Consider the following 12,686-nt stretch of genomic DNA (forward strand, 5'->3'; position numbering starts at 1 on the left):
GCCCAAAATGGATAAGTTCCATTTTAGGCTTTGCTTTATGCTATATGATTCATCACATGATCGGCTCTGTAACTACAGGACCACCGAGCTTCTCCACAATTAAACGGCTTTCCTCATTTAACCCTTGCAGGGTAATAGTTTTACCTGAGTTTCTGTATTTTTGCAGCACCTTGCCAATGGCAGTAACCGCCGAGTGATCCCACACATGTGAATGGCTAAAGTCGACTACAACGCGGTCCGGGTCATCCGAAGGTTCAAAATGATCAACAAAATGAGACGTTGAGGCGAAAAACATCGGCCCCCTGACATGGTACACCTTTTCTTCATGATCCTCAGTCGTACTGATACGGATTTTAGCCATTTTCCAGCCAAAATGCAGAGCACTTAGCAGTACGCCCACGATTACGCCCTTGGACAAATCATGCGTAGCCACCACGATGATCACCGTGACCACCATAATCAACGTATCTGCTTTGGGAACCTTGGCAATGTTTCGCAGCGATTTCCAATCCACAGTTCCAATACACACCATGAACATAACTCCCACCAATGCGCCCATGGGTACTTCCTTCACAACTCCACCAAGTACGAGCAGCAGAAAGGCCAAGAATACCCCAGCCGTAAAAGTGGACAAGCGCCCTCTTCCGCCTGAGCTGACATTAATGACGGATTGTCCGATCATGGCACAACCACCCATACCACCAAAAAAGCCATTTACAAAGTTGGCAATCCCTTGCCCGCGGGCTTCCCGGTTTTTATTGCTTTTCGTTTCGGTCATTTCATCCAGGATACTGGCTGTCAGCAGCGATTCCAGCAGTCCAACCAGCGCCATCGTAAAAGAATACGGCAGCAAGATCAGCAACGTGTGCCATGACCACTCAATTTGCGGCAAATGGAAGGAAGGCAGCGAGCTGGTTAGCGTACCGATATCTCCTACCGTTTTGACATTCAATCCAAATACATACGTAATGATCGTCATAATGATGATTGCTGTCAACGGAGCGGGAATGCTTTTCACAAATCTCGGTAAAATATATACGATGAGCAATGTTCCTGCTACCATCGCGTACATGATCCAATTGGCTCCATGAAAGTGGGTGAGCTGCGCCATAAAGACGAGGATCGCCAGCGCATTCACAAACCCGGTCATGACTGGCTGTGAAATAAAGCTTATAAAGCGACCTATTTTCAAAACACCCAGCAGCACTTGAATGATTCCTGCCAAAATGGTAGCTGCAAACAGATATTCCACGCCATGATCCTTCACCAGACCAACGACCAGTACAGCTACGGCCCCCGTCGCTGCCGAGATCATCGCCGGACGTCCACCTGCAAAAGAGATGACAATGGCCATCGAGATGGAGGCATACAGTCCGACCATGGGATTGACCCCCGCAATGATCGAGAAGGCAATCGCCTCGGGAATTAGTGCTAGCGCCACGGTCATGCCCGCAAGTATATCGGCCCGGATATTACCGAACCATTGTTGTCTAAGATTCATACTGTCTCGTTCCAGCCTCCTATATTTACAGAGAGTAGCGTGTTGACTCGCAACCCGTGTGTTTCGGGCATCCGTCCAGCTGCCAATCGCCAAGGCTCTCCTATCATTCAGTTCGTCTCTCTCAAACGACCCGGTCCGTTACATTCAGTCCATCATTATAACGTAAGGAATTCGCAGAGACGAATGAGTTAAAAGGCTGTTTACAGAAAAAAACCATCCATTTCCTTGAAATATCGTTCATTTACTTCATCTTATTCGTTTTCTTATATTTAAAATTTTCGCAATTCCTGTACAAGCTCCGATAAAGCTTCAGCAATCTCCGAGCCTGCATGGTGCTTGAGTAAACTCTCAAAGTCAGGCAGTGCTTGCTTCAATAATCGATAGCTATAGTCATAATAACTCCAAAAAGCTACCGGATCATAACCACGTGCTTCTTCCTCTTCCCATTCCAGTTCATCTTCTTCTGGATCGCTGTCTGCTGACCATAGATATTTTTCGTCCAGCAGCATGGTTAGGGAGTCAACAGACTTCTGTGAATCCTCTTGTGCATTTTCCATATCCAATGCTCCAACAACCGCATGGTACAGTTCCAACTCACTCGGCGTGATAGCATCCGAATTTCTCGTATGCAAATTACGCAATAAGAAAAGTAACACCCACGGCGTAACCTGCCACAGTGTGCCTTGATGCTCTATCAGATCAGCAATAGCTGCGTACTCCCCATTGGATATCAATTGTGGCAACTCCGTGCCTCTACCATAAGGAGTAGTCAGGCGGTGCCAAGGCACATCTGCAATTTGGAGATCATCCATTAGGGCAGTGTTCATCTTATGAGTATCCATAACTCTCCTTTCTGGTCGGTATCTAAAACCTTCCCGATTTAAAAATGGAATACAGTAAAAAGGCAACCATTAAGAGAGCGACAACAAAGCCGATTTCAATAGCAGGTACATTCCACAGCATGGTCGCCTGATGATTCAGCGATGAACCGATAATCAGTCCGACCATAATAATGCTGAACGCTAACAGCACGATACTGAATGACAGGCGGTTGCTGATCTGATCCAGCCTGCGCAGAAGCATTTCCAGCTCCGGCACAGTAACCTCCAGCTTAAGCTTGCCCTTGCCGATAATCGAGGCTAAATGCCTCGCCTGTCCTGGCAGTTCCATCAGCGCTTCCACCAGCTCAGTCGCACCGCCGAGCAACTTGCCTCGGATACGACGACCGCTGAAGCGTTCCTTCAGCAGCTTGTTACCAAAGGGCTCAGCCAAAGCGATAATACTGAGGTCGGGGTCCAGATGCTCCACGACCCCCTCCAGTGTCAGCAACGCCTTGCCTAGCAACAGGACGTCCGAAGGCAAACCAATCCGATGGCGCTGCGCTGCGCCAAACAGGTCGTTCAAAGCATCACCAATACTGACCTGTGAAAAAGGAACGTCTGAGTAATCTTCGCGTATCTTGTCCAGATCGGCACGTAGCGCATTCAGGTTGGTATCCGGTTCGACCAGACCCAAACGTTCGATAGACCGAACCATGGCATCGGTATTTTTACGCATCAGGGCAATAATGAGGGAAGCGAGATGATTCTTCATCTCTTCGCTCAGCCTTCCCGTCATGCCAAAGTCCAAATAAGCGAGACTGCCATTTTTCAGAACGAGTAAATTCCCCGGATGGGGATCGGCATGAAAAAATCCCTCTATAAAAATTTGATGCAACATGCTGTTCACCAGCCGCTGCGCCAGTTCTTTCAAGTTATATCCACGGCGTAATAGCTCTTCACGACTACCCAAGTGAGTTCCGTCTAGAAACTCCATGGTCAGTATACGGGAAGAGGTATGATCCCAGTATATTTTCGGAATATAGATATGTGGGTCCTGCTCAAATTGGAGCGCAATCTTCTCTGTATTACGGGCTTCGTGGTTGTAATCCAGCTCCTGAACGAGCGATCTCCCCAGCTCCTCTACCATCTGGCGAAGCTGATACCGCTCTACCCATTCCCAGCGCTTGCCCGCCATTGCGGTCAGTTCCCGCAAAATGTCCAAATCTCGCCGAATGATGCGATTAACGCCAGGACGCTGGATTTTAATGGCGACCATTTCGCCGCTGTGCAGCTTGCCCAAATGCACTTGCCCGATCGAAGCAGCGGCCAGCGGAACATCGTCAAAACGAACCAGTATGTCCTCTAATGACGTGTCCAGCTCCTGCTCCAGAATGCCACGCGCCGTTTCAGATGAAAACGGCGGTACCTGATCCTGAAGCTTAACCAGCTCACGGATAATAGGCTCCGGCAGCAGGTCAGCACGTGTGCTTGCCAACTGTCCAAGCTTGATGAATGCAGGCCCCAGATCCTCCAGCACAAGTCGAATCCGTTCACCTAACGTTTTGGACTCGGGAGTTTCTCTCGTCAGCCACTTGCGAGGCAGTGACAGTAGCTGGAACAGTCCCATTTCTTCCACCATATAGCCAAAGCCATGACGCGCCAGCGCCATGGCAATTTCCCGGTAACGACCGGCGTGCTTCATACGAACCGCCATTTTAATCCAGCCGGTTCGCTTCTTCAGCGTCGCTCGAACCCGTAAGCGCCGCCTTTTCTTTTTCCAGCTCCGCTACCTGTTTTTCCAACAATGCCACACGCTGCTCCAAACTTGTGACATCATTTTCGGTAGGTACTTCCAGCTCCTGCAAAATGCGGCTAACCTGTTCGCGGATCACTGTTTTGAATTGTCCCTGTTCCTCTGCCCCTCGTTCGATCAGACGATCGACCAGTGCTTTGGATTCCGAAGGCGCAAGTTCTCCGCGGTTTACAAGATCCTCGACAGCTTTCTCCACCTTTTCTTTGCTGACAACGGTGAGGCCCCACCCCAATGAGATGGCTTTTTTGAACAAATCGCTCATAATATATCCTCCCCTACCTGTGATTACCTACTAGTATAACCTGAAAAGGGGAGCCGCATAAAGCTCGCAGCTCCCCTTCCTCAATGAATGGAATGATCTATGTTTAACCCGGAAAGCGTCCAGCCCACTTAGCAGCCTGAAGCAGCAGCTTACGGTATCCCTCATGCTGGAAACTTGGCTGATTATGTCCAGGCATCAGGTAGACGACCCGGCCCAAGCCATAGGACAATGACCATGCAGCCGGCCACCACTGACCTTCATACTCGTATTCCATCAGTAGTGTTTTTTCAGTGAATGGGTCAAAATCAAAACGATACGGCTCCTCCTGCATCTCGAACGGCTCGATTCCTTCCATAATCGGATGATCCGGCTCTGTTACCTTGAAGGAAAGCTGCTCCGCTGCCGGATGCCGCAGGAAGCGTGCTCCTATGAGCTGTGCTATTTCATAACGTCCTTGCAATGTGATTCCGTTATGCAGCACAAGCAATCCACCCCCGCCGCTAACATAGGACAGCAGTCCTGCTGTTTGTTGAGGAGACAGAACCTCCTTACGGCTATCGCAATACGAGATGCATAGATCGAATGAGGCTAGATTTTCCTTGAGCAGCATTTTACGATTTTCACTGCATTGTACCGTCATCCAATCTTGTAAAATATGGCTAATCTCTTCGTCCACCCCTTGCAGCGGGTGAAACTCCGGATACGAATAATCTCCTAACAACAATGCTTTTCTTTTTTCCATGATAAATCCTCCTTGCCTGACTTGTATATAAGGACTTTAAAGGCGGGGTCCGTGTCATTCATTCTTGTTTGTGGGGTCAAAACGCTCAGAAAATTCTGTTTGGCCCTCATTCATTTCCCATAACACCGCCATCATTGTCCGAGCTACGGCATATATAAATAATTCTACAGACGACCTATTAAATCCTTTAGCAGAAGATTATAGCATATATGTTCGCTCGGAATAAACTTATTAAAACTTATTCAAAATTTATAAATCTGAACGATGGCGATTCGGCCTCTTTATGGTATACTCGTAAGAAAAAAAGTGCGTCCATGCTTGATTAACAATAAAGGGCCGCTTTTTGTAAGAAATTTATGCTTGCGGTTATAGAATTGATAAGAATTGCCTCAAACCTTATACATTCTATAAATCTTAAAAAACCGGGGAGGTTGCATGAATGAAAAGGACTGGAATGACCCGGCCCTTGGACAGCTTGGGGCGAATTGTGCTTCCTAAAGAGTTGCGCATGACGATGGAGATTGACATCGGCGATCCATTAGAGTTTTTTATTGAAGACCAGACACTCATGCTCCGTAAGTACAAATCAACCAACTGTATATTTTGTGGTGCGGTTGATACTAACACCTATTTTAAAGATCAGTTTATCTGCGATGAATGTGCGGCCTCGATGAAAACGGAAGATTTAGTTCCGGTCACAGCGACTGAAACCCATTCACCCCCACTTAAGCAAAACATGCATATGAAAAAAATTTATCAGCGCACAGACGTTATTTTGGAGAAAATGAGAGAGCTTATGGAAGAACATCCAGCATCTTCACAAAAACAACTCGCCTCCATGCTTGGCGTGAGTCAGGGAAGGATTTCCCAACTGAAAAAGCTCATGTAAGTGAACCACCAAAAAAGTAATGTATACGCTTCCATACCATGTAAGGTTTAACTCTATTGAAATTTAGAAAAGCCGGACCCTTTCAGGGAATCGGCTTCTTTTCGTTTATATGAAATGGTGGACTCGTTTGCAAAACTATGGACTGTAAGCCCGGCATTGTTCCACCCAACGTGCTGCCGCTTTGGGAAGAGAAGCGAGATGAACATGCGTGTAGGCTGCCAAAAGATTCCCTTTCGCATAGCCTTCGCTCTGGAGACCACGCATCCCCTTGGTTTGATAGGCGTAGGAGTAGGGGGCGGATGATTCGTCATAGTGCATGACAGAATAATGAAATTCATGTCCCCGAATGGTCTGTCCAGCCTCCAGCAGTAAGCAATCCTGCAAAGCGGTTGCTTCACGGTATCCCAGTGCGGCCCGTTTCTCCTGCATGCGGACGTCCGACGGAATAACTCCGGCCATGTGATGGGCATTCCCCATACGATCCGTAAGAGTCCGTGCCAGTACCATATAACCTCCGCATTCGGCGAATACTGGCATATCCCAGCTCACCGCGTTGCGGATATCTTCCAAAAAACCTGTATTTGCAGCGATATCTGCGGCAAACTCTTCAGGGAAACCGCCGCCCAGGTATAGGCCGCTTGCCTGCTCAGGTACGCGTTCTCCCGCCAGCGGACTGAAATAGGCAATTTCGGCTCCCGCCTGACGCAGCAAATCCATATTTTCCGGGTAGTAAAAATTGAACGCCGCATCTCTGGCGACGGCGATGACGGGACGTTCCCCGGTATCAGCTTCATGCCCTGCTGATGGAAGCCGATCCAGGGAAAATAATGGGTGCTCGGGCGGGCTGGGCGGCGGAGCCGAATCTGCCAATGCCCGCAGTGCATCCAGATCCGTACCCGCACGGATCAGCTCTGCCGCCCGTTGGAAAAGCGGCTCCAGCTCGCCGCGTTCCACAGCGGGTACTAAACCCAGATGACGCTCAGGAATATCCAGCCCGTCATCACGCTTTAACCAGCCGAGCACAGGGATGCCGCACTCCTGCTCGATCGCCTTTTTGACGATGCCATAGTGCCCTTGGCTGCCGCAGCGATTCACAATTACGCCCACAATGCGTAGCTTGGGCTCCAAGCGCTGAAAGCCAAGCACAATAGCAGCGGCGCTTCGTGCCATACTGCGCACGTCGACCACCAGCAATACAGGGCTGTCCGTCAGCATGGCGATTTCAGCGGTCGAGCCGGTATTGCTGAGCGGGTCCTTGCCGTCATACAGCCCCATGACGCCTTCAATCACGGAAATATCCGCGCCTTCGGAAGCACGGATAAAGGTTTCACGCACCGTATCTGGTGAGGTCATCCATGAATCCAGATTACGGGAAGAAGTCCCAGTCGCGGCAGTATGATAGGTCGGATCGATATAATCCGGCCCGCATTTAAACCCCTGCACTCGCAGGCCGCTGTCGGCGAACGCCTTCATCAGCCCAAGGGTAACAGTCGTTTTGCCTGCGCCGCTGCCTGTTCCGGCAACAACAATACGGCTTCTGCGCGTAGCAGCAGATGGATCAGACTGTACAGCCTGCTTCATGATGTCAGTCATAGGAAACCCGCGCTACAGACAGCGTCATATTGCCGCTTTTTTTCTTCTCCAGTAGCCAATGGTCTGCACCAGAAGACAACAAGGCTGAAGGTTCACTGACCCCATATGCGCCAGTGTATTTGAACACGGTTTCCGATGGATTGGGAAGCTGCACCGTATTCAGCTCTGACGGGGTGTACGTCACCAGCTCCCAGCCGTATTTAGCGCAAAGATCAAGTAAGCCCTCTTCGTCCTTTTTCAGATCAATGGTGGCAATATTCCGTACGCTTTTCACAGACAAACGCAGCTCTTGCAAGGTGTTCAGCACACCCGCCTCCAGCTCCTCCAATGCAGTCCCACGGTTACAGCCGATGCCAAGCACCAAGCTTTTCGGACGGTACAGCACGCCATTAGAAAGAAGCTGATCTTCTTCCTCCGGCTCCAATAAGCGGTCACTCACGACCAACGCGGCGTTAAACGGTTCTTGTAATGCTTCTGCCGTCGAAGCATATACCTTGATATGCCCAGGTACAGGTTTGTCATAACGCCACCAGTTCCGTTCGCCTGTCTCTTGTATGAGCGCAACAGGCTCCTCGTTCACAACAGCGGCGCTCACAGGAGTGGCCTTGTCGAAGCTATCGATCACCCAACCCAATTCACGCCCAAACATGTCCACCGGAATCGTGCCCTGCACGTCCGATGCAGTTGTGATTACCGCACGTGCGCCTAGTACAGCCGCTACATGGCGGGTCAATTCATTGGCGCCACCCAAATGCCCAGACAGTACGCTAATAACATGTTCTCCGCGATCATCAATGACGACCACGGCGGGGTCCACCTTTTTATCCACCAAAATCGGTGCAATCATACGAACCACTGCACCGAGGGAAATAAATAAAATAATACCGTTATATTGTTTAAATAAATCCGGCAAAATCAGTTTGACCGATCCTTCGAACAACTGAATGCCACGCTCCTGCTCATCGCCACGCTCAAACTTGGACATATAATACACATCCGTGCCCGGAAAGTTGGCTCCCAAATTGCGGACCATTTCCACTCCATGCTTCGTGATCGCCACAGCGGCAAATGGATTACTCACCAGGCTTCACTCCCTTCCGGTAGCCATGGGTGAACGACTTATCATACAGCTTGGAACGATGCGCATCCTTGTCCACCAGCTCTGGGTCGAGCGCCCAGCCCGCCAAAATCATGGCATGCATCGTTATGCCTGCTGCACGCAAATCGGCGGGTAATTGAGCAAGCGTCGTACGCACGATCTTTTGGTCCGGCCAGGTTGCGCGCTGTACAACTGCTACAGGCGTGTCCTCGCTCCAGCCAGCCGCCAGAAACTCAACGACTACCTTCTTCGCCAGTGTCGCGCTGAGGAATAAAGCCACTGTACAGTGATGAGAAGCTAGATCACGCAGCTTTTCCCGATCAGGTACAGGTGTACGGCCTTCAGCACGCGTCAGAATGACGGTCTGTGTCAGGTCAGGCACCGTTAGCTCTGCACCCAGCACGGCTGCAGAAGCAAAGACCGAGCTAACGCCCGGCACGATTTCGTAGGCTACTCCGCGCTGCTTCAGCAACACCATTTGCTCCAAAATGGCACCGTACACTGCCGGATCGCCTGTATGTACGCGAGCTACACTGCGTCCAGCCTGCACAGCCTCGCTCATAATCTCAACCTGCCGCTCCAGATCCATGCCTGAGCTTTGCAATACCTGCGCCTCTGGTTTGGCCGTGGCAATCAACTCGTCGTTCACGAGTGAATCCGTGTACAATACCACATCGGCCGTGCGTAGAATCCGGGAGCCTTTGACCGTAATCAGCTCCGGGTCTCCTGGACCTGCTCCTACGATATATACTTTGGGCTCCAACGTCATTTGCTCACCACCATTAAACTCAAATATTCAAGCTCCTGTCCGCGCAGCTCACGTGCGTTGCGCCATACCATTTCATAAGGAGAAGTGACCTTGGTAATGACCGATGCACAGTCCCCAAGATTAAGCTCATCCAGCACATCCAAAATCAAATCCAACACCTTGGCAACCTTAATAAACACGACCGTATCGTGATTCTCAATCGCCCGCTTCATCGCTTCCCGATCATCCGTAGCCGGTATAATACCGACCTGCTGATCTCCGTCTGCCAAAGGCAATTCCAGCGCTGCCGCTGCGCCCAACACAGACGAAATGCCCGGAATAGATACAATTGGCACCTCTGGATGGAGATCCTTCATGAGTCGTGCCAAGTGAATAAAGGTACTGTACAGATTGGGGTCTCCCTCTGTGACAAAAGCTACATCCTTGCCTTCACGCAGCGCTTCCCAGCAAGCAACCACCGTTTTGTTCCACTCCCGCTCCAGTACAACCGGGTCCTTGGTCATTGGAAAAATGAGTCCCAGCATCTCCTTTTCCTCCGGGTTGACGTACAACTCCACGATCTCGTGAGCATACGATTTGCCCCCCCGGCGTTTCTTCGGATAAGCCACAACTGCACATTCCTGAATCATGCGATACGCCTTGACTGTAATCAGCTCGGGATCACCCGGCCCCACGCCTACGCCGTAAAGTGTTCCTGTTGCCGCCGTATTCATGCTGTCTCTCTCCCCCTTTTGAATTACCAGCTTACTCCCCTGCTACTTCATCAGCCACGTCCACCGACGGCTGTCCTGTAATGACATATATCGGATTGAGTCCGTCAAAACGCGTCATATTCAAAATCGGCTTGCTGCGCGCTGTTTGCAGTAACGTCACCGAAGTATCGAGTCCTGCTGTTTGCATCGCCTTCATACCGTCATGTAGCGTCTCAATCGTTGCAGCATTCACTACAATTCGTCCATCCTTACGCAGACGGGAAGCGCACAGTCGAATCAGCTCGGACAATTCTCCCCCGCTCCCACCGATAAACACCGCATCCGGGTCTGGCAGCTCATCCAATCCGGCAGGCGCTTTGGCATGAATAACCGGGAAATCGGTGCGGAATTTGATCTTGTTTGCTTCGACATTAGCCAGGTCGCCTTCGTTCTTCTCAATGGCAAATACTTGCCCATACTTAGCCAGTCGCGCACATTCTACCGCTACAGAGCCGGAGCCTGCGCCGATGTCCCATACGATGCTTCGCTCGGTCAGACGCAGCTCAGACAAGCTGAATACGCGTACTTCACGCTTCGTGATCAGTCCTTTTTCCGGCTTACGCTGGTAAAATTCCGCATCCTCGAAGCCAAATCCCCGCCGAATTGCAGGCACGTCTTCACCTTTACGGCGGCGCAAAATAACCACATTCAGTGGTTGGAACGTTCTCTGCGCCATCTCATCCAGCGTATAATGCTGATACACCTCATCCGGTCCGCCCAAGTACTCGCCGACGAAGGCATCATATTCCGTCATGCCATAATGCAGCAGATAGGCAGCGACTGCACCGGGATGATTCCGGTCGTCCGTCAACAGCGCGACCTTGTTCTGTCCGTCAATCCGCTGCGCCAGTCCGGTCATCGGGCGACCGTGTACGCTTTCCAGCACCGCATCCTGCCAGCTTTCACCGAGACGCGCAAACGCCAGCTGAACCGAGCTGAGATGCGGCATAATATCCAAATGTTCCGCCCCTAGCTTGGCAGACAAATAACCTGCAATTCCAAAAAAAAGCGGATCGCCGGACGCAAGCACGACAATATCCTTGTGCTCACGCAACCGTCCCAATTCTTCCACCACGGCGGATAAGCCGCTCTTTAATGTTCGTTTTTCTCCTGCGGCTTCCTCGAAAAAAGCTAGCTGGCGTTCTCCACCAACCAGCAGGTCCGCACGCTCAATTTGCTCCAATGTTTCCTGCGACAAACCTGCCGCTCCATTTTCACCGATACCAATGACACGGATCACTTTACTCACCGACTCTCGCCCTCCCCAGCACGTTCCCTTTCAGCGTTATCAGTACCATTTCTACAACGATTCCACCACCTGCATGCTCCAGACAATGCTGACATCCATAGGTACACAGCTTTTCAAAAAAGCTCAGCGCATTCGCTTCGGTCATCATATCCGCCACCTGCGTAGCTGTATTTGCCTCTGCCACTGCCGCTGCAAGCGACTCGTCCACACCTGCTTCACGCGCGACCTCAGCCAAAAAGCCAAAATCCACCGGAGCGCTCTTGGAGTGAACCATCATGATACCTTGAGCGACCTTGGACAGCTTACCGGGCATACCGACGAGAATAATCTTTTTCATTCCCAGCCGTTTCCCATGCTTTATAGCAAAGCCAACAAAGTCCCCCATCTGAATAAAGGCCTCTTCCGTCAGCTGATCATACATTTGCATGGCGTATTTTTCACTGCTGCCGCCTGTGGTCAGGACGATTTCCTGGCAGTTCATCGCTTGCGCAACTGATATGGCCTGCACGACACTGGCTTTATAAGCTGACGTGGAAAACGGAACGACCACACCACGCGTGCCTAGTATGGAAATACCGCCAAGAATGCCAAGCCGCCCGTTCAGCGTTTTCTTGGCAATTTCTTCACCGTCCGGTACGCTGATGACGACACGGACACCTTTGGCCGATCCGTGCTCCTCAAGCACACCTGTCACAGCCTCCGTAATCATCCGGCGCGGCACCGGATTAATCGCTGCTTCTCCGACAGGCACAGGCAGACCGGGCTTCGTTACCCGCCCCACGCCGATGCCACCGTCCAATTCAATGCCCGGCTCCTCGCGCCAGCTAACGGACGCGATAATTCTCGCCTGATGCGTGGCATCTGGGTCATCGCCACCGTCCTTGATCGTCGTGCAGGAAGCTTCGTCCGCGTCCAACACAGGCTCAATCAGCTCAAACGCATGATCGAAGCCCGCGGGCAGCGATATCACTGCTTCCTTCGGCGGAATGCCCGTGATGAGTAGTTGTACCGCTCCTTTGGCTACTGCAGCCGCACAAGCTCCTGTCGTAAAGCCTGACCGCATTGGCTTGTCCGGTGCGGGAGCTTCACCGCTTTTCATCCGTTTGGGCTTGTCGGCGGACGCCGCTTCCTTTTCCATGCCAATTCCTCCTTAACCTCTTCTGCTGATCATGCCAATTCATTTCATGATACAGCAA

At 51.0% G+C, this 12,686-nt stretch carries 12 protein-coding genes; 1 reads left to right on the forward strand and 11 read right to left on the reverse strand.

Annotated elements, in window-relative coordinates; genetic code table 11:
- Window positions 1-52: 52 nt before the first annotated feature.
- From MKY35_RS24335 to MKY35_RS24355, 5 genes are all read right to left on the reverse strand, one after another.
- Window positions 53-1,501, reverse strand: coding sequence for a SulP family inorganic anion transporter (locus tag MKY35_RS24335; RefSeq protein ID WP_342445031.1), 1,449 nt, complete (start codon window positions 1,499-1,501; stop codon window positions 53-55).
- Between the two features lie 269 nt (window positions 1,502-1,770).
- A complete protein-coding gene (locus tag MKY35_RS24340; protein WP_342445032.1) occupies window positions 1,771-2,343 on the reverse strand; it encodes a hypothetical protein in 573 nt (190 codons plus the stop codon).
- Between the two features lie 22 nt (window positions 2,344-2,365).
- Window positions 2,366-4,036: an AarF/ABC1/UbiB kinase family protein gene (locus MKY35_RS24345; protein ID WP_342445033.1), complete on the reverse strand. Its 1,671-nt coding sequence runs from the start codon at window positions 4,034-4,036 to the stop codon at window positions 2,366-2,368.
- Between the two features lies 1 nt (window position 4,037).
- The gene (locus tag MKY35_RS24350) at window positions 4,038-4,397 is read right to left on the reverse strand and encodes a phasin family protein (RefSeq protein ID WP_013312404.1); all 360 of its coding nucleotides are present in this window, start codon (window positions 4,395-4,397) and stop codon (window positions 4,038-4,040) included.
- 103 nt (window positions 4,398-4,500) lie between these two features.
- Window positions 4,501-5,139 (reverse strand): ThuA domain-containing protein, encoded by a 639-nt coding sequence (locus tag MKY35_RS24355; protein WP_029518581.1) that lies wholly within the window; start codon window positions 5,137-5,139, stop codon window positions 4,501-4,503.
- A gap of 439 nt (window positions 5,140-5,578) precedes the next feature.
- Here MKY35_RS24355 and MKY35_RS24360 point away from each other — a divergent pair, with 439 nt between their 5' ends.
- The gene (locus tag MKY35_RS24360) at window positions 5,579-6,028 is read left to right on the forward strand and encodes an AbrB/MazE/SpoVT family DNA-binding domain-containing protein (RefSeq protein WP_025721620.1); all 450 of its coding nucleotides are present in this window, start codon (window positions 5,579-5,581) and stop codon (window positions 6,026-6,028) included.
- 135 nt (window positions 6,029-6,163) lie between these two features.
- Here MKY35_RS24360 and MKY35_RS24365 read toward each other — a convergent pair whose 3' ends face one another.
- Genes MKY35_RS24365 through MKY35_RS24390 form a run of 6 tightly spaced genes read right to left on the reverse strand, consistent with a single transcriptional unit; the run spans window position 6,164 to window position 12,628 of the window.
- The gene (locus MKY35_RS24365; protein ID WP_342445034.1) at window positions 6,164-7,621 is read right to left on the reverse strand and encodes a cobyrinate a,c-diamide synthase; all 1,458 of its coding nucleotides are present in this window, start codon (window positions 7,619-7,621) and stop codon (window positions 6,164-6,166) included.
- Entirely contained in the window at window positions 7,614-8,702 is a 1,089-nt protein-coding gene (locus tag MKY35_RS24370) for a cobalamin biosynthesis protein (RefSeq protein ID WP_342445035.1), read from the reverse strand. Before MKY35_RS24370 ends, MKY35_RS24365 begins: the two co-directional genes overlap by 8 nt.
- Window positions 8,695-9,489 carry a precorrin-4 C(11)-methyltransferase gene (gene cobM / locus MKY35_RS24375; RefSeq protein ID WP_160788663.1) on the reverse strand — a complete coding sequence of 265 codons (795 nt, stop codon included), beginning with the start codon at window positions 9,487-9,489 and terminating at the stop codon, window positions 8,695-8,697. Before cobM ends, MKY35_RS24370 begins: the two co-directional genes overlap by 8 nt.
- Complete coding sequence (gene cobI, locus MKY35_RS24380; RefSeq protein ID WP_069010067.1) at window positions 9,486-10,202, reverse strand: precorrin-2 C(20)-methyltransferase; 717 nt, start codon at window positions 10,200-10,202, stop codon at window positions 9,486-9,488. Before cobI ends, cobM begins: the two co-directional genes overlap by 4 nt.
- 31 nt (window positions 10,203-10,233) lie before the next feature.
- Window positions 10,234-11,490: a precorrin-6y C5,15-methyltransferase (decarboxylating) subunit CbiE gene (gene cbiE, locus MKY35_RS24385; protein ID WP_342445036.1), complete on the reverse strand. Its 1,257-nt coding sequence runs from the start codon at window positions 11,488-11,490 to the stop codon at window positions 10,234-10,236.
- The gene (locus MKY35_RS24390) at window positions 11,483-12,628 is read right to left on the reverse strand and encodes a cobalt-precorrin-5B (C(1))-methyltransferase (protein WP_318627962.1); all 1,146 of its coding nucleotides are present in this window, start codon (window positions 12,626-12,628) and stop codon (window positions 11,483-11,485) included. The genes cbiE and MKY35_RS24390 overlap by 8 nt, the downstream gene beginning before the upstream one ends.
- Window positions 12,629-12,686 lie beyond the last annotated feature (58 nt).

The organism is Paenibacillus sp. FSL L8-0638 (genome assembly GCF_038593075.1).
Lineage (GTDB): Bacteria > Bacillota > Bacilli > Paenibacillales > Paenibacillaceae > Paenibacillus > Paenibacillus polymyxa_D.

Excerpts from the sequence above, each read along its gene's own strand:
- MKY35_RS24340 (WP_342445032.1), bottom strand. The coding sequence starts at position 2,343 with ATGGATACTCATAAGATGAACACTGCCCTAATGGATGATCTCCAAATT.
- MKY35_RS24345 (WP_342445033.1), bottom strand. The coding sequence starts at position 4,036 with ATGGCGGTTCGTATGAAGCACGCCGGTCGTTACCGGGAAATTGCCATG.
- cobM (WP_160788663.1), bottom strand. The coding sequence starts at position 9,489 with ATGACGTTGGAGCCCAAAGTATATATCGTAGGAGCAGGTCCAGGAGAC.
- MKY35_RS24350 (WP_013312404.1), bottom strand. The coding sequence starts at position 4,397 with ATGAGCGATTTGTTCAAAAAAGCCATCTCATTGGGGTGGGGCCTCACC.
- cobI (WP_069010067.1), bottom strand. The coding sequence starts at position 10,202 with ATGAATACGGCGGCAACAGGAACACTTTACGGCGTAGGCGTGGGGCCG.
- MKY35_RS24365 (WP_342445034.1), bottom strand. The coding sequence starts at position 7,621 with ATGACTGACATCATGAAGCAGGCTGTACAGTCTGATCCATCTGCTGCT.
- MKY35_RS24335 (WP_342445031.1), bottom strand. The coding sequence starts at position 1,501 with ATGAATCTTAGACAACAATGGTTCGGTAATATCCGGGCCGATATACTT.
- MKY35_RS24360 (WP_025721620.1), top strand. The coding sequence starts at position 5,579 with ATGAAAAGGACTGGAATGACCCGGCCCTTGGACAGCTTGGGGCGAATT.
- MKY35_RS24390 (WP_318627962.1), bottom strand. The coding sequence starts at position 12,628 with ATGGAAAAGGAAGCGGCGTCCGCCGACAAGCCCAAACGGATGAAAAGC.
- MKY35_RS24355 (WP_029518581.1), bottom strand. The coding sequence starts at position 5,139 with ATGGAAAAAAGAAAAGCATTGTTGTTAGGAGATTATTCGTATCCGGAG.